At 68.0% G+C, this 16,859-nt stretch carries 12 protein-coding genes; 10 read left to right on the top strand and 2 right to left on the bottom strand.

Going from position 1 to position 16,859, the window contains the following annotated elements:
• Positions 1-8 precede the first annotated feature (8 nt).
• Positions 9-629, top strand: coding sequence for a 50S ribosomal protein L10 (rplJ, locus tag ACYVBN_RS00655; protein ID WP_440280964.1), 621 nt, complete (start codon positions 9-11; stop codon positions 627-629).
• 93 nt (positions 630-722) lie between these two features.
• The gene (gene rplL / locus ACYVBN_RS00660; RefSeq protein ID WP_440280963.1) at positions 723-1,109 is read left to right on the top strand and encodes a 50S ribosomal protein L7/L12; all 387 of its coding nucleotides are present in this window, start codon (positions 723-725) and stop codon (positions 1,107-1,109) included.
• 87 nt (positions 1,110-1,196) lie between these two features.
• Here rplL and ACYVBN_RS00665 read toward each other — a convergent pair whose 3' ends face one another.
• A complete protein-coding gene (locus tag ACYVBN_RS00665; protein ID WP_460598896.1) occupies positions 1,197-2,033 on the bottom strand; it encodes a class I SAM-dependent methyltransferase in 837 nt (278 codons plus the stop codon).
• A 150-nt stretch (positions 2,034-2,183) separates the two neighbouring features.
• Between ACYVBN_RS00665 and ACYVBN_RS00670 the strand changes: the two genes are divergently transcribed.
• Positions 2,184-2,849 carry a winged helix-turn-helix transcriptional regulator gene (locus tag ACYVBN_RS00670; RefSeq protein WP_440283308.1) on the top strand — a complete coding sequence of 222 codons (666 nt, stop codon included), beginning with the start codon at positions 2,184-2,186 and terminating at the stop codon, positions 2,847-2,849.
• Between the two features lies 1 nt (position 2,850).
• Here ACYVBN_RS00670 and ACYVBN_RS00675 read toward each other — a convergent pair whose 3' ends face one another.
• Entirely contained in the window at positions 2,851-3,315 is a 465-nt protein-coding gene (locus ACYVBN_RS00675) for a cupin domain-containing protein (protein WP_460598897.1), read from the bottom strand.
• 435 nt (positions 3,316-3,750) lie between these two features.
• Between ACYVBN_RS00675 and ACYVBN_RS00680 the strand changes: the two genes are divergently transcribed.
• The 7 genes from ACYVBN_RS00680 to ACYVBN_RS00710 all read left to right on the top strand — a co-directional run bounded on the left by ACYVBN_RS00680 (position 3,751) and on the right by ACYVBN_RS00710 (position 16,572).
• Positions 3,751-4,932, top strand: a complete 1,182-nt coding sequence (locus ACYVBN_RS00680; protein WP_460598898.1) for an acyl-CoA dehydrogenase family protein — start codon at positions 3,751-3,753, stop codon at positions 4,930-4,932.
• Between the two features lie 7 nt (positions 4,933-4,939).
• Positions 4,940-6,028, top strand: a complete 1,089-nt coding sequence (locus ACYVBN_RS00685) for an acyl-CoA dehydrogenase family protein (RefSeq protein WP_460598899.1) — start codon at positions 4,940-4,942, stop codon at positions 6,026-6,028.
• A 181-nt stretch (positions 6,029-6,209) separates the two neighbouring features.
• Positions 6,210-6,926, top strand: coding sequence for a S1 family peptidase (locus ACYVBN_RS00690; RefSeq protein WP_440283304.1), 717 nt, complete (start codon positions 6,210-6,212; stop codon positions 6,924-6,926).
• 192 nt (positions 6,927-7,118) lie between these two features.
• Positions 7,119-7,676 carry an anthrone oxygenase family protein gene (locus ACYVBN_RS00695; protein ID WP_460598900.1) on the top strand — a complete coding sequence of 186 codons (558 nt, stop codon included), beginning with the start codon at positions 7,119-7,121 and terminating at the stop codon, positions 7,674-7,676.
• Between the two features lie 49 nt (positions 7,677-7,725).
• Positions 7,726-8,664 (top strand): AraC family transcriptional regulator, encoded by a 939-nt coding sequence (locus ACYVBN_RS00700; RefSeq protein WP_460598901.1) that lies wholly within the window; start codon positions 7,726-7,728, stop codon positions 8,662-8,664.
• Between the two features lie 415 nt (positions 8,665-9,079).
• On the top strand, positions 9,080-12,565 hold the full coding sequence (gene rpoB, locus ACYVBN_RS00705; RefSeq protein WP_460598902.1) for a DNA-directed RNA polymerase subunit beta: 3,486 nt from the start codon (positions 9,080-9,082) through the stop codon (positions 12,563-12,565).
• Positions 12,566-12,675: 110 nt separating this feature from the next.
• The gene (locus tag ACYVBN_RS00710; protein ID WP_460598903.1) at positions 12,676-16,572 is read left to right on the top strand and encodes a DNA-directed RNA polymerase subunit beta'; all 3,897 of its coding nucleotides are present in this window, start codon (positions 12,676-12,678) and stop codon (positions 16,570-16,572) included.
• Positions 16,573-16,859 lie beyond the last annotated feature (287 nt).

Raw genomic sequence — 16,859 nt, forward strand, 5'->3', positions numbered from 1 at the left:
AGGTCCGCATGGCCAAGTCCGACAAGTCGGCAGCCATCGCCGAGCTCACGGACAAGTTCCGTGACTCGGGTGCGGCCGTGCTGACGGAGTACCGCGGCCTGTCCGTGGCTCAGCTCACCGAGCTGCGCAACTCCATCCGTGAGCACGCGACCTACACCGTGGTGAAGAACACGCTCACCAAGCGCGCCGCCGAGGCGGCCGGTGTGACGGCATTCGACGACGACCTGCAGGGTCCGTCGGCGATCGCCTTCATCACCGGTGACCCGGTGGAGGCCGCCAAGGGGCTGCGTGACTTCGCCAAGGCGAACCCTCTGCTGGTGATCAAGGGCGGCGTCATGGACGGCAAGGCCCTGTCATCGGAAGAGATCACCAAGCTTGCGAGCCTCGAGTCTCGCGAGGTCCTGCTCGCCAAGCTGGCCGGCGCCATGAACGCGTCGCTCAGCCAGGCGGTCTACCTCTTCGCCGCGCCGCTGTCGCAGACCGCCCGGGTCGTCGACGCGCTGCGGGCCAAGGTCGAGACCGAGGGCCCGGTTGCCGCCGACGCCCCGGCCGCTGCCGCCGAAGAGACCGCTGCCGAGGCTCCGGCCGAGGCTGCTTCAGACGTCGCCGAGGGTGGCGACGAGAGCTGATCGCCTCACGGCGCTTCAGTTCGAATCTTTCACAAGACAAAGCCACTCACGGCATGCGACTCCGGTCGTAGAAACAACGAAAGGTTGCCAACCATGGCAAAGCTCAGCACCGAAGAGCTCCTTGACCAGTTCAAGGAGATGACCCTGATCGAGCTCAGCGAGTTCGTCAAGGAGTTCGAGGACACCTTCAACGTCACCGCTGCCGCTCCGGTCGCCGTGGCCGCTGCCGGTGGTGCCGGTGGCGCCGCCCCCGAGGCCGCCGAGGAGAAGTCGGAGTTCGACGTCATCCTCACCGCTGCCGGTGACAAGAAGATCCAGGTCATCAAGGAGGTCCGCGCGCTGACCTCCCTCGGCCTGAAGGAAGCCAAGGACCTCGTGGACGGCGCCCCCAAGCCCGTTCTGGAGAACGTCGACAAGGCTGCCGCCGAGAAGGCCAAGGAGCAGCTCGAGGGCGCCGGCGCGTCCGTCGAGCTCAAGTGAGCTGACGCTGCACTGCTCTTCGCAGCGGGCCCGGTCCTTCACGGACCGGGCCCGCTGTGCGTGGACCCCGTCATACCGGGTGGGGCGTCATACCCGCGTTCCGGTGAACAGCAGGTATTCCCACTCCATCGTGAGATCCCCTGCGGCAGAGGTGTTCGCGCCCGCCGCGAGCTCTTCGACCGCGGTGTCCAGCGCCCGGATGCGTTCCGGGTCGTCCGCATGCAGGCGATAGGTGGACAGCGACGGCCCGTAGTTGTGGTGGAAGTAGTCGCGGAACGCCGCCGGGTCGGTGAAGAACGTCACCGGCAGCGAATGGCGCCGCGTCTGCACCTGCTCGAGTGTGCCGTCGAAGAGTTGGCGCACATGATCCGCGTCGCCCCACAGCGGAGGCGGTGAGGCGCCCTCCGGTGGCGGTGGCATGAACTCGCGCATGGCGGCGAAGAGCTTGCCGATCGTGCCGTCCGGTGTCCAGGACAGGACACCGATCCGACCGCCGGGCCGGCACACGCGTGCCATCTCGCCGGCAGCCCGCCGATGGTGCGGTGCGAACATCACGCCGATGCAGGACATCACCACATCGAAGCTCGCGTCCGGGTAAGGCAGGGCCTCCGCGTCGGCCGTCTGCCACCGTATGCCGCTGTCCGGCGCCGCGGCGCGGCCGGCGGCCAGCAGTTGCGGCGTGAGGTCGGACGCGGTCACGTCCGCGCCGGCCAGCGCGGCGGGCACGCTCGCGTTGCCGGTCCCGGCGGCGACGTCCAGCACCAGATCACCCGGGCAGATCCGGAGTGCCGTGACCAGTTCACGGCCGAGCGGTGCGACGAGCTCGCGGGCGATGCGTGGGTAGTCGCCGCTTGCCCACATCGCCCGATGGCGGTCCTTCAGTGCCGCATCGGCCGGCGCGCCGGCCACAGGTATGACGGACATGACTCCTCCTTCGGGTCGCGCAGCCGAGGGGCCGGCCGAGCTGCTCCCAGCCTCCGCCGAAGCCGTCACCCCGGCCAGTTGCGAATCTGTACTGGCGGTCCGGCCCGGGGGCGGGGCACCATGGAGGAGGGCGGCACGCAGGAGGCGGCGATGGCTGCGACATACGGCCAGTTCTGTCCGCTGGCGAAGGCGATGGAGATCCTCGACGAGCGCTGGACCGTGCTGGTCATCCGCGAACTCCTGCTCGGCAGTAGTCGGTTCAACGAGATCCGTCGTGGCGTGCCGCGGATGTCGCCGGCGCTGCTGGCCAAGCGGTTACGAACCCTCGAGCGGCACGGTGTGGTCGCTCGGACGGCGGCCGGCTACGAACTGACCGCATGCGGTCGCGACCTGCACGCCGCGATCACCACGCTCGGCACCTGGGGCCTGCGGTGGATCACCGACCTCGGCGAGGAGGACCTCGACCCGCACCTGCTGATGTGGGACATCAAACGCACTCTGCCGGTGCACCGTTGGCCGAACGAACCCACTTGCGTCGCAGTGGTTTTCACCGACGTCGCAGCGCGAGATGCCCGATGGTGGGTCGTCGTCTCGCATGGCGTGCCCGATTGCTGTGACTTCGACCCGGGCGTGGAGGCGTGCGCCACGATCCTCGCGTCGCTGCCGCTGCTCACCCGTGTATGGCGCGGCGAGCGCGGTTGGCGGGACGCGATCCGCGACCGGGAGCTGCGGATCGACGGGCTGGGAGAGGTCCGTGGCGCCATACCGGAGTGGTTCGGCCGGTCGCGACTGGCGGACGCCCTCGCGATGGCCTAGCTCACTGCGGCTCGTGCAGGCTGAAGTCGGCGAAGTCGAACCCCGGGGAGACCACGCACGCCACCAGCGTCGCGCGGTCGGGATCGGCAGGCACTGCCAACTGCCACTCGTCCGCCTGCACCAGGTGCTGCCCGCCGGGGCCGAGGGTGACGCTGCCGGTCTCGGCCGGGGCGTCGCCGGTGCCGCCGAGGGTGAGCCGCACAGGACCGCCGCCCTGCCAGATCCACAGTTCGCAGGAGCGCACGCGATGCCAGGCGGAGGTGTCGCCGGGTCGCAGCAGGAAGAGCACGCAGGTGGCCAACGACCTTGTTCCGTATGCCGTTTCGACATTCTGCGGATGGCGCCAGGTCTCGCGGAACCAACCGCCCTCGGGGTGCGGCTCGAGCCCGAGGGCACTCGGCTCGGAGGGGATCGGGTCGGAGGGGATCGGGTCGGAGGGGATCGGCTCGGACGGGTGGGTCGGCACGGCAGCTCCGGATTCGTACGACGGTAGGTCTCGTCGCGATGCTACTTCTCCATGCGGTGTGCCGAAGTCTCCCCAGGGGAGGGTTTGGTGCGGGTATGGCGTGCGGGGTCGTGCCGAAGTCTCCCCAGGGGAGGGTTTGGTGCGGGTATGGCGTGCGGGGGCGTGCCGAAGTCTCCCCAGGGGAGGGTTTGGTGGGGGTATGGCGTGCGGGGGCGTGCCGAAGTCTCCCCAGGGGAGGGTTTGGTCGGGTATGGCGTGCGGGGGCGTGCCGAAGTCTCCCCAGGGGAGGGTTTGGTGCGGGTATGGCGTCCGGTGGCGTACCGAAGTCTCCCCAGGGGAAAGATCGGCACGCCCTCACCCCGGATCACTAAGCAAGCGCTTAGCAAGTGAGTTACTGTGAAGTAGCACACCCACGATCAGGAAGGTCGCTTCGCCATGCGCCTGCAACTGTCCGACGAGGACGCTGCCTTCCAGCAGCGGATGCGTGACTTCTTCACGACCGAGATCCCGGCCGACCTGCGCGAGCGCTGGGCCGCCGGCGGCGAGCTCGATGCCGACGACATGCGCACCGCGCAGCGGTTGCTCAACGCGGCCGGCCTCGCCGTGCCGCACTGGCCGGCGGAGTGGGGCGGCCAGGACTGGACTCAGCTGCAACGGCACCTCTACCTGCAGGAGATGCAGGCGGCGAGCGTGCCGCAGCCGCTGGCGTTCAACGCCAACATGGTGGGCCCGGTCATCGCGACCTTCGGCAGCCAGGAGCAGAAGAAGCGCTTCCTGCCGGCGACCGCCAACCTGGACATCTGGTGGTGTCAGGGGTTCTCCGAACCCAACGCCGGCTCCGACCTGGCGAGCCTGCGCACCCAGGCGGTCCTCGACGGCGACGAGTGGGTCGTCAACGGGCAGAAGACGTGGACGACGCTCGGGCAGTATGCCGACTGGATCTTCGCACTGGTGCGCACCGAGCCGGACGCGCCGAAGAAGCAGATGGGCATCTCCTTCCTGGTGATCGACATGAAGACCCCCGGCATCAGCGTGCGGCCGATCCAGCTGATCGACGGCGGTCATGAGGTCAACGAGGTCTTCTTCGACAACGTGCGCGTGCCGGCCGATCAACTGATCGGCGAGCGCGGCAAGGGCTGGACGATCGCCAAGTTCCTGCTCGGCAACGAACGCGTCGGCGTCGCTCCTGTGGGTGCGATCAAGCGGGCGCTCCGCGACGCCAAGCGGCACGCCGGCGCCACGAGGTCCGGCGACGGCACCCTGCTCGACGAGCCGTTGATCGCGGTGCGCTTCGTCGAGTTGGAGACGCAACTGGCGGCCCTGGAGCTGACTGTCCTGCGGGTGGCCGCCAACTCGCACGGCGACAAGCCCGAGCCCGCGTCCTCGATCCTGAAGTTACGCGGATCGCAGCTGCAGCAGGACGTCTTCGAGTTCATCGCGGATATCGCCGGCCCCGCCTCGCTGCAGTGGTCGCACGCGGACGACAGCGAGCTGGAGGCATGGACGGCGCTCGCCACCCCGACCTATCTGAATTTCCGCAAGGCGTCGATCTACGGCGGGTCCAACGAGGTGCAGCGCAGCATCATCGCCTCGGGCATCCTCGGACTGAAAGGCTGATCTGACAATGGATTTCACCTTCGACGACGAACAGAAGGCGCTGCAGGGCGCCGTCCGCGAGCTGGCGTCGCGGCACGCTCCCGCCGAGACACCCGGTGACGTGCCGGTCGGTCCGGCGACACACGACCCGGCCGTCTGGTCCGCAATCGCCGAGATGGGCCTGATCGCGCTGCCGTTCGCCGAAGAGGTCGGCGGTGCGGGCGCGTCGCCGGTCGAGGTCGCCATCGCTGCTGCCGAGCTCGGCAGGGCCCGCATGGTGACGGCATACGCGGACGCGCTCACGGCGGCGGCGCTGATCGCCTTCGGCGGCACCGACGAGCAGCGGGCCAAGCTGCTGCCGGACCTGCTCGACGGCAGCACGCTGATCGTGCCTGCCTTCGCCGAGCCGGGACGTGCCTGGTCGCTGCAGGCGTGTGACGTCACCGCGTCGGGCACCGAGGGCGATGTCACGCTCACCGGCACCAAGGAGCCGGTGCCGTATGCCGACGCCGCTGACCGACTCGTCGTGACGGCACGAGTGGGGGAGGAGACCGGGTTGTTCCTGGTGTCGGATGCGAACGTCTCCGGCATGCACGTCCGCTTCGACGAGACGCCGGCCGTCGCCCTCGGCACTCTGCAGGACGCCACCCGCGCGATGCAGGCTGCGATCAATCTCGGCATTCTCGCCGTGGCCGCGGAGGCGCTCGGTGCGATGGACGCCGCGCTGCCGATGACGGTCGAATATCTCAAGACCCGTAAGCAGTTCGGTGTTCCGCTCGCCGCGTTCCAGACGCTCACCCAGCGCGCCGCCGACATGTACGTCTCGCTCGAGTTGGCGCGCAGCACCGTGCTGCACACCGGGATGGCGCTCGCCACCGACCCGTATGACGCGGCCGCCGCCTCGCGCGCCAAGGTCGTGGTCGGCCAGTCCGGTCGACACATCGGCCAGGAGGCGATCCAGTTGCACGGGGGCATCGGGATGACCGCCGAGTACGAGGTCGGCCATCACACGGCGCGGATCACCGCGATCGAGCACACCTTCGGCGACACCCGGTGGCACCTGGCAGCACTGGCCCGCGAGGTCGCCGGTCACGAGCAGGTGGACGTGCTGCGGTAGGCCTGCGCCGCACCGCCAAGGGCACGTAAGCACTTGGTCAAGCACGCCTCCAGCTTTGGCAAGAGTTGCCCAGGGGGTCTTGTGTTCACATTTCGAGACGGCGAAAGTTGCGGAGCCGCAAGCGTTTTCGCGCTTGACGGCAAAAAATCCCGTTAAACCGATCTCGAGAAGAAGGCAACACATGCGCAGCCTCCATCGTTTGGCTCTCGCCACCGCTGCCAGCGCGGTCCTCGTCGGTGCCGGCACCGGCACCGCCATGGCGGATCCGGTCAGCCCCAACATCATCGGCGGCACGAGCGGCAGTTCGCCGTACATCGTGCAGTTGGTGTTCGGGCAGAGCGGCGGCACCTACGGCTGTACCGGTGAGGCGATCGCCCCGCAGTGGATCCTGACGGCACAGCACTGCATCGACGGCACCCAGTGGATGGATGTCTACTTCAGCAACTCGGTCACCAATCCGGGCACGCCGATCGCCGCGGACCAGATCGGCGGATCGTCCTACGGTGACGTGGCTCTGGTGCACCTGTCGTCCAGCAAGTCGCTGAACAGCTATGCGCCGCTGGCCTCGTCATACAGCCCGCGCTCCGGTGACACCGGCACGATCTGGGGTTATGGCCTGACGGCAGGCGGAGCTCGGCCGACCCATCTGAACAAGGCGACCGTCAACGTCGTCGGTTCCAGCACCGACGCGTACGGCGGCCGCGCCATCCACGTCAAGGGTGTCGACGGCGCCTCCAACCACGGCGACTCCGGTGGCCCCCTCTTCGTCGGCGGCAAGATCGTCGGCGTCTGCTCGACCGGCGACGTCGCCGACCCGGGCAGCGATATCCACGCCGGCTCCAACTACGCCAACCTGACGGCGAGCCGGTCCTGGATCAGGTCCGTCACCGGCGTCTGAGCACAGGGCTCCCACAGCACCGACGAGCGCTGCCGTACCCCGGTTCTCCGCGGGCACGGCAGCGCTCGCCGTGTGCCGGGACGTCCGCGCATGCACGCGAGCGTCTGACGGATGGATCGGCCGCACGACCGGCGGTGGACTACTGGGCAGGGGCCGGCACCGGGCCGGTCGATCAGTAGGAGACCACCCGTCATGACCTCTCGACTCACCGTCCTCGCAAGTGTGGCCGCCGCCGTCGGCTCCGCAGCCACCGCCGCGGTCTACGCCGACTTCTCGGCGCGCATCATGCCCTCGCTCGGGCGTATGGCGAACTCCGCCGGTATCGCCCGGATGCAGCATCTGAACCGGTCGATCGAGCAAGGCCCTTTCATGCTCGCCTTCTGCGGAGCGGCGGTCTCCGGCGGCTACCTGGTCTACCGGTTGTTCCGGGGCGACCGCTCCACTGCCGACGTACTGCTGGCGGCCGGCGGCTCGGCATACCTGGCCGGGATGCTGCTGACGATGCTCTACAACGTGCCGCTGAACAACCGGCTGGCCGGGATCGACCCGCACGCCGCCGGTGCGGTCCCGTTGTGGCGCGACTACCTGCAGCACTGGACCGCGGCCAACACGGTGCGGGCGGTCCTCTCGGCGGGAGCGGTCGTGCTGCTCGTGGCCGGGCTGATCTCCGGCCAACGGGACCGCACCGGATCGCCGTCAGCCGGTGCCGAGCCGCCCGCGCGTCAGGTGACCACCGGTGCCTCCCGCTGATCTGGCGATCCTCACGCGATGTCATGGCCAGTCACTACAGTCCTGTCCCATGGCGGAGCTGGCGGGCACGACGGACATCCTGGACGGGCCGCGCGCCCGCGGCGCGTTCCTGCTACGGGTGCTGATGGAGCCGCCCTGGGCCCTGGAGATCGCCGAGGACGCACCGCTGACCGTGGTCGCGGTGCTGACCGGTGGGTTCTGGCTGCGTTGCGCGGACCGGGCGCCGCAGCAGCTCGTGGCGGGAGACGTGCTGCTGGTGCGCGGCGCGACCCGCTACCTGCTCAGCGACGAGCCGACGACCGCCCCCGACATCCACATCGGTCCCGGTCAGGCGTGCTCCGGCACGGACGGGCGGGACCTGTCCGAGGAGCTCGCGACCGGCGTGCGTGCGTGGGGCAACGACGCCGCAGGACGAGACACGATGCTGGTCGCCAGCTACCCCCAGGAGGTGCAGCTCGGCACGGTGCTCGCGGCCGCCCTGCCGCGCATCGCGGTGGTCAACGCTGCCGAGAGTCCGCTGCTGCCGGTGCTGGTGGCCGAGGCGGCGCGCGACGCACTGGGTCAGGAGGCCGTCCTGGACCGCATCCTCGACGTCGTGCTGATCTCTGTCGTGCGCGACTGGGCGGCGGAGGCACCGGCAGGTCTTGCCGGCCTGCGAGTGGTGACGGACCCCGCCGTGGCCGAAGCAGTGCGGCTGATCAAGGCCGAGCCGTCCCGGGCCTGGACCGTCGACGAGCTCGCCGCGGCTGCCGGCGTGTCCCGTTCGGTGCTCGCCCGGCGGTTCCAGGCGGTCGTTGGCATGCCCCCGATCGGCTACCTCGCCCAGTGGCGGTTGTCGCTGGCGGCCGATCTGCTGCGAGACACTCGGCGCACGCTGGCATCGGTGTCCCGCGAGGTCGGCTACGGCGGCCCGTTCAGCCTGAGCACTGCGTTCAAGAAGGCGTATGGCGTCAGCCCCGCGGCATACCGCTCGGAGGTGTCCGCTTGAGCACCCCACGAAGTTTCTCCTCCGCTTCGCTCCTCCGAATACTTCGCGGGACCCCGCCTGAGCCATCACATCCGGGCGCGACACGCCAAACCGGCCGGTATCCCTTGACCCACGGGCGAAGAGGGTGCACGCTCGTCTCCATCGAATCTCCGAGCCGGGGGGCTGTGAGGTCCGATCGTTACCGCGTGTAGACATGCGGGCACTTTTCGGGTATTGTGTTGCTTTGCGCTGCCCATATCCAGCCAACCCACCTTTGACCGCGCTCTGTCCGCGCGCCCGGGCTCACCTCGGGACGCGGAGATCTCCAGGGCCATGCCGCCGTGCCGCACGGCCGGGATGAGGTCGCGGTGGTGCCGCGGGTTGTGGACGCACATTTCGAATCGCCCGCTTTGAATGCCTGTGGAAGGATCCATCCTTGGCTGCCTCGCGCACTGCGACCCAATCCCTCTCCTCGGCAAAGACGGCTTCGGGCCGTCTGTCGTTCGCCAAGATCCGCGAACCCCTGGAAGTTCCTGACCTGTTGGCCCTGCAGACCGACAGCTTCGACTGGCTGCTCGGCAACGAGCGTTGGCAGGCCCGTGTGGCCGAGGCCAAGGCCGCCGGCAAGGTCGACGTCCCGGACCGGTCCGGCTTGGAGGACATCTTCGAGGAGATCTCCCCGATCGAGGACTTCTCCGGCTCGATGAGCCTGTCCTTCCGCGACCACCGGTTCGAGGAAGTCAAGTACTCCATCGAGGAGTGCAAGGAACGCGACATGACCTATGCCGCGCCCCTGTTCGTCACCGCGGAGTTCATGAACTCCACCACCGGTGAGATCAAGAGCCAGACGGTCTTCATGGGTGACTTCCCGCTCATGACCGACCGCGGCACCTTCATCATCAACGGCACCGAACGTGTCGTCGTCTCGCAGCTGGTCCGCAGCCCGGGCGTCTACTTCGAGCGCGCGCTGGACAAGACCTCCGACAAGGATGTCTTCAGCGCCAAGATCATCCCCAGCCGTGGTGCGTGGCTGGAGTTCGAGGTCGACAAGCGCGACCAGGTCGGCGTCCGCGTCGACCGCAAGCGCAAGCAGTCGGTCACAGTGCTGCTGAAGGCCCTCGGCTGGACCGAGGCGCAGATCCTGGAGGAGTTCGGCGACTACGAGTCGATCCGCGCAACGCTGGAGAAGGACCACACCGCCAATCAGGACGAGGCGCTGCTGGACATCTACCGCAAGCTGCGCCCGGGCGAGCCGCCGACCCGCGAGGCCGCCCAGAACCTGCTGGACAACCTCTACTTCAACGGCAAGCGCTACGACCTGGCCAAGGTCGGCCGCTACAAGATCGACAAGAAGCTCGGTCTCGAGGCGTCGATCAACGACAGCACGCTGTCGGTCGACGACATCGTCGCCACGATCAAGTACCTCGTGGCACTGCACGCCGGCCAGGAGACCATCAAGGGTCACCGGGACGGCGAGGAGGTCGACCTGCGCGTCGAGGTCGACGACATCGACCACTTCGGCAACCGCCGCATCCGCAACGTCGGTGAGCTCATCCAGAACCAGGTCCGCACCGGCCTGTCGCGCATGGAGCGCGTGGTCCGTGAGCGGATGACGACGCAGGACGTCGAGGCGATCACGCCGCAGACGCTGATCAACATCCGGCCGGTCGTCGCCTCCATCAAGGAGTTCTTCGGCACCAGCCAGCTGTCGCAGTTCATGGACCAGAACAACCCGCTCTCGGGCCTGACGCACAAGCGTCGTCTGAACGCCCTGGGCCCGGGCGGTCTGTCCCGTGACCGCGCCGGCATGGAGGTCCGCGACGTCCACCCGAGCCACTACGGCCGCATGTGCCCGATCGAGACCCCTGAAGGTCCCAACATCGGTCTGATCGGTTCGCTGGCGTCCTACGGGCGGATCAACGCCTTCGGCTTCATCGAGACCCCTTACCGCAAGGTCAAGGGCGGCGAGGTCACCGACGAGATCCACTACCTGTCCGCCGACGAGGAGGACAACTTCGTCATCGCGCAGGCCAACGCGGCGCTGACCGACGACAACCACTTCGCCGAGGAGCGCGTGCTCAGCCGTCGCCGTGGTGGCGAGTCCGAGGACGTCCCGGCCGACGAGGTCGACTACATGGACGTGTCACCGCGCCAGATGGTGTCGGCCGCGACCGCGCTGATCCCGTTCCTGGAGCACGACGACACCTCGCGTGCGCTCATGGGCGCCAACATGCAGCGTCAGGCCGTGCCGCTGGTGCGCGCCGAGGCGCCGCTGGTCGGCACCGGCATGGAGCACCGCGCGGCGCTCGACTCCGGTGACGTCGTCCGTGCCGAGAAGGCCGGCGTCGTGACCGAGGTTTCGGCCGACCTGGTGACGGTCCTCAACGACGACGGCACCCAGACGACATACCGCATCAGCAAGTTCATCCGCTCCAACGCGGGCAACTGCTACAACCACCGCGTGGTCGTCGAGAACGGCGCCCGTGTGGAGGCCGGTGCGGTCATCGCCGACGGTCCCGCGACCGACGGCGGCGAGATGGCCCTGGGCAAGAACCTCCTCGTGGCGTTCATGTCCTGGGAGGGTCACAACTTCGAGGACGCGATCATCCTCTCCCAGCGTCTGGTGCAGGACGACACGCTCAGCTCGATCCACATCGAGGAGCACGAGATCGACGCCCGCGACACCAAGCTGGGTCCGGAGGAGATCACGCGCGACATCCCCAACGTCAGCGAGGACGTGCTGGCCGACCTGGACGAGCGCGGCATCATCCGCATCGGCGCCGAGGTCCGCGACGGCGACCTGCTGGTCGGCAAGGTCACCCCGAAGGGTGAGACCGAGCTGACCCCCGAGGAGCGCCTGCTCCGCGCGATCTTCGGTGAGAAGGCGCGCGAGGTGCGCGACACCTCGATGAAGGTCCCGCACGGCGAGACCGGCACGGTCATCGGCGTCAAGGTCTTCGACCGCGAGGAGGGCGACGAGCTTCCCCCGGGCGTCAACCAGCTGGTGCGGGTCTACGTCGCCAACAAGCGCAAGATCACCGACGGTGACAAGCTGGCCGGCCGCCACGGCAACAAGGGCGTCATCTCCAAGATCCTGCCGGTCGAGGACATGCCGTTCCTGGAGGACGGCACGCCGGTCGACGTCGTGCTCAACCCGCACGGCGTGCCGCGCCGGATGAACCTCGGCCAGATCCTGGAGCTGCACCTGGGCTGGTCCGCCTCTCGAGGCTGGAAGATCGAGGGCAACCCCGAGTTCGCCCAGCAGATCGCGCCGGACGCCCAGGAAGCGCCGCCGAACTCCCGCGTCGCGTCGCCGGTCTTCGACGGTGCGTCCGAGGACGTCATCACCGGTCTGCTCGACTCGACGTTGCCGACCCGCGACGGCCAGCGGCTGGTGGACCACACCGGCAAGACCCGGCTGTTCGACGGCCGCTCCGGTGAGCCGTTCCCCGAGCCGGTGTCGGTGGGCTACATGTACATCCTGAAGCTCCACCACCTGGTCGACGACAAGATCCACGCCCGTTCCACCGGTCCCTACTCGATGATCACCCAGCAGCCGCTCGGCGGTAAGGCCCAGTTCGGTGGCCAGCGCTTCGGTGAGATGGAGGTCTGGGCACTGGAGGCGTATGGCGCCGCCTACGCCCTGCAGGAACTGCTGACGATCAAGTCGGACGACGTGACCGGCCGCGTGAAGGTCTACGAGGCCATCGTCAAGGGCGAGAACATCCCCGAGCCCGGCATCCCGGAGTCGTTCAAGGTCCTGATCAAGGAGATGCAGTCGCTGTGCCTCAACGTCGAGGTGCTCTCCAGCGACGGCAGCCTGATCGACCTGCGCGACTCCGACCAGGAGGTCTTCCGCGCAGCGGAGGAGCTCGGCATCGACCTGAGCCGGCGCGAGCCGTCCTCGGTCGAAGAGGTCTGAAAACAGACAACCGGTCGAGGTGTGCCGGGATCTTCCCGGCATACCTCACCAACTTCGTGACACACCAACTCTTTTCAGACCTTCGTTAGACACGAGAAGGAAGGCACAACGTGCTGGACGTCAACTTCTTCGACGAACTGCGTATCGGCCTCGCCACCGCTGAATCCATCCGTCAGTGGAGCCACGGTGAGGTGAAGAAGCCCGAAACCATCAACTACCGCACCCTGAAGCCGGAGAAGGACGGGCTCTTCTGCGAGAAGATCTTCGGTCCGACCCGCGACTGGGAGTGCTACTGCGGCAAGTACAAGCGCGTCCGCTTCAAGGGCATCATCTGTGAGCGCTGCGGCGTCGAGGTGACCCGCAGCAGCGTGCGCCGCGAGCGCATGGGGCACATCGAGCTCGCCGCTCCGGTGACCCACATCTGGTACTTCAAGGGCGTCCCGTCGCGCTTGGGTTACCTGCTCGACCTGGCCCCGAAGGACCTGGAGAAGGTCATCTACTTCGCGGCATACATGATCACCTCCGTCGACACCGACCAGCGTCACAAGGACCTGCCGTCGCTCGAGGCGCAGATCGAGGTCGAGAAGAAGGAGCTGGAGAACTCCCGCGACAACGCGGTCAACACCCGCGCGGCGAAGCTCGAGGCCGACCTGGCCGAGCTGGAGAAGGAAGGCGCCAAGGCGGACGCCCGTCGCAAGGTCCGCGAGTCGGCCGAGCGCGAGATGAACCAGATCCGCAAGCGCTCCGACCAGCAGGTCGAGCGTCTGGAGCAGGTTTGGGATCGCTTCAAGAACCTCAAGGTCCAGGACCTCGAGGGCGACGAGGTGCTCTACCGCGAGATGCGGGACCGTTTCGGTCTCTACTTCGAGGGCGGCATGGGCGCCGAGGCGCTGCAGAAGCGGCTGGAGACCTTCGACCTGGAGGCCGAGGCCGAGTCGCTGCGCGAGATCATCGCGACGGGCAAGGGGCAGCGCAAGACGCGAGCCCTGAAGCGCCTGCGCGTGGTCACCGCGTTCCTGCAGACCAAGAACAACCCCAGCGGCATGGTGCTGGACTGCGTGCCGGTCATCCCGCCGGACCTGCGCCCGATGGTGCAGCTGGACGGTGGCCGCTTCGCGACCTCGGACCTGAACGACCTCTACCGCCGAGTGATCAACCGCAACAACCGGTTGAAGCGCCTGCTCGACCTCGGTGCGCCGGAGATCATCGTCAACAACGAGAAGCGCATGCTGCAGGAAGCTGTCGACTCGCTGTTCGACAACGGCCGTCGTGGCCGTCCGGTCACCGGCCCGGGCAACCGTCCGCTGAAGTCGCTGTCCGACATGCTCAAGGGCAAGCAGGGCCGCTTCCGGCAGAACCTGCTCGGCAAGCGCGTCGACTACTCGGGCCGTTCGGTCATCGTCGTCGGCCCGCAGCTGAAGCTGCACCAGTGCGGTCTGCCCAAGCAGATGGCGCTGGAGCTGTTCAAGCCGTTCGTGATGAAGCGGCTGGTCGACCTCGACCTGGCCCAGAACATCAAGTCGGCCAAGCGCATGGTCGAGCGCCAGCGCGCCGAGGTGTGGGACGTCCTCGAAGAGGTCATCACCGAGCACCCCGTGCTGCTGAACCGCGCGCCCACGCTGCACCGTCTGGGCATCCAGGCGTTCGAGCCGCAGCTGGTCGAGGGCAAGGCGATCCAGATCCACCCGCTGGTCTGCACCGCCTTCAACGCCGACTTCGACGGTGACCAGATGGCCGTGCACGTGCCGCTGTCCGCGGAGGCGCAGGCCGAGGCTCGCATCCTGATGCTGTCGAGCAACAACGTGCTGAAGCCGGCCGACGGCCGTCCGGTGACCATGCCCAGCCAGGACATGATCACCGGCCTGTACTTCCTGTCCGCCCAGGACGGGGAGGCCAGGCTGGAGGACGGCGAGCACCTGCGGGCGTTCTCGTCCGCGGCCGAGGCCCGTATGGCGTTCGACCGGGGCGAGATCAAGCTGGGCGCGCTGGCGACGATCCGTCTCTACGACCAGGTCCCGCCGGCCGGTTTCGAGATCCCCGAGGGTGTCGAGGTCGACGAACTCGGTCGGCTGAAGTCGTTCGAGCTGGACACCACGCTGGGCCGCGTCCTGTTCAACGAGACCCTGCCGGAGGACTACCCCTTCCTCAACAAGGACATCGACAAGAAGGCACTCTCGGGTGTCGTCAACGACCTTGCCGAGCGCTACCCGAAGGTGCAGGTCGCCGCTTCGCTCGACGCGCTGAAGGCCGCCGGTTTCCACTGGGCGACCCGCTCGGGCTGCACCGTCGCCATCAGCGACGTGCAGACGTCGTCGAACAAGTGGGACATCCTGGCCGGTCACGAGGAGAAGGCCGCCAAGATCCAGACGCAGTTCGACCGCGGTCTGATCACCGACGACGAGCGCCGTCAGGAGCTCGTGGAGATCTGGACCCAGGCAACCAACGAGGTCGCCACGGACATGCAGCACAACTTCGATGCCAAGAACCCGATCTACCGGATGGTGTCCTCGGGCGCCGGCGGTAACTGGTTCCAGGTCCGGCAGATCGCCGGTGCGCGTGGTCTGATGGCCAACCCGAAGGGTGAGATCATCCCGCGTCCGATCAAGGCCAACTTCCGTGAGGGCCTGTCGGTGCTGGAGTTCTTCATCTCGACCCACGGTGCCCGTAAGGGTCTGGCCGACACCGCGCTGCGTACCGCCGACTCGGGTTACCTGACCCGACGCCTGGTGGACGTGTCGCAGGACGTCATCATCCGCGAGGACGACTGTGGCACCGACCGCGGTCTTACGCTGCCGATCGGTCAGCGCGGCGCGGACGGTGCGCTGGTCGAGCACGAGAATGTCGAGACCTCGGTCTACGCCCGCACGCTGGCGGCCGACGTCGAGGTCGACGGCACGGTGCTGGCCGAGGCCGGCGCGGACCTGGGCGACGTCAACCTCGACAAGCTGCTCGCTGCAGGCGTCGAGGAGGTCAAGGTCCGCTCGGTGCTCACCTGTGAGTCCCGTGTCGGCACCTGCGCCAAGTGCTACGGCCGTTCGCTGGCCACCGGCAAGCTGGTCGACATCGGCGAGGCCGTCGGCATCATCGCGGCACAGTCGATCGGTGAGCCCGGCACCCAGCTGACCATGCGCACCTTCCACACCGGTGGTGCCGCGGGTGATGACATCACCCAGGGTCTGCCGCGTGTCGTCGAGCTCTTCGAGGCCCGCACCCCGAAGGGTGTCGCGCCGATCGCCGAGGCGACCGGTCGCATCCAGATCGAGGAGACCGACAAGGCGCGCCGCATCCTGCTGACCCCGGACGACGGCTCGGACGAGCACGCCTACCCGATCAGCAAGCGCGGCCGGCTGCTGGTGCAGGACGGCGACCACGTCGAGGTCGGCACGCTGCTCGTGCAGGGCGCGATCGACCCCAAGCAGGTGCTCCGTATTCAGGGCGCCCGCGACGTCCAGAAGCACCTGGTCGACGAGGTCCAGAACGTCTACCGCCAGCAGGGTGTGTCGATCCACGACAAGCACATCGAGGTCATCGTGCGGCAGATGCTGCGTCGCGTGACGATCATCGAGGCGGGCGACACCGACCTGCTGCCCGGCGAGCTCGCCGAGCGCACCCGCTTCGAGGACGCCTCCCGGCGTGCCCTCGCCGAGGGTGGGCGTCCGGCGTCGGGTCGTCCGGAACTCATGGGCATCACCAAGGCGTCGCTGGCCACCGACTCGTGGCTGTCGGCGGCGTCGTTCCAGGAGACGACGCGAGTCCTCACCGAGGCGGCCATGCACGCCAAGAGCGACCCGCTGCTCGGCCTCAAGGAGAACGTCATCCTCGGTAAGTTGATCCCGGCCGGCACCGGTCTGCCGCGTTACCGCAACGTGAAGGTCGAGCCGACGGAGGAAGCCAAGGCCGCGCTCTACGCGCTGCCGGACTACCAGCCGTACGACTACCCGGTCTTCGGCCCGGGCTCGGGCGAGGCCGTCCGCCTGGACGACGCTTCCCTCGGGTTCGACAGCTGATCGACGATTGTTGAAGCCGGTGGGCGCGCGAACGGCAGTGAGCGCGCCCACCGGCTTCGGCGTGAGGAGATCAGCTCCACAACGCAGCTGATCGACTGAGTGACTGAGAAGGCCCCCGACCGCTTGCGGCCGGGGGCTTTCCGGTTCGGCACGTACACAACCGGCAACGCTTGCTGGTTGGGCCTCGAATGTCGCGCCGATCGCGTGCATAACCGGCAACAGTCGCTGGTTGGGCCTCGAATGTCGCGCCGATCGCGTGCATAACCGGCAACAGTCGCTGGTTGGGC

It is taken from the genome of Flexivirga lutea (assembly GCF_054778955.1).

Coding starts and splice junctions, on each gene's coding strand:
- ACYVBN_RS00700 (WP_460598901.1), top strand. CDS start 7,726: ATGGCGGAGCTGGCGGGCACGACGGACATCCTGGACGGGCCGCGCGCC.
- ACYVBN_RS00685 (WP_460598899.1), top strand. CDS start 4,940: ATGGATTTCACCTTCGACGACGAACAGAAGGCGCTGCAGGGCGCCGTC.
- ACYVBN_RS00690 (WP_440283304.1), top strand. CDS start 6,210: ATGCGCAGCCTCCATCGTTTGGCTCTCGCCACCGCTGCCAGCGCGGTC.
- rplJ (WP_440280964.1), top strand. CDS start 9: ATGGCCAAGTCCGACAAGTCGGCAGCCATCGCCGAGCTCACGGACAAG.
- ACYVBN_RS00665 (WP_460598896.1), bottom strand. CDS start 2,033: ATGTCCGTCATACCTGTGGCCGGCGCGCCGGCCGATGCGGCACTGAAG.
- ACYVBN_RS00680 (WP_460598898.1), top strand. CDS start 3,751: ATGCGCCTGCAACTGTCCGACGAGGACGCTGCCTTCCAGCAGCGGATG.
- ACYVBN_RS00695 (WP_460598900.1), top strand. CDS start 7,119: ATGACCTCTCGACTCACCGTCCTCGCAAGTGTGGCCGCCGCCGTCGGC.
- rplL (WP_440280963.1), top strand. CDS start 723: ATGGCAAAGCTCAGCACCGAAGAGCTCCTTGACCAGTTCAAGGAGATG.
- ACYVBN_RS00670 (WP_440283308.1), top strand. CDS start 2,184: ATGGCTGCGACATACGGCCAGTTCTGTCCGCTGGCGAAGGCGATGGAG.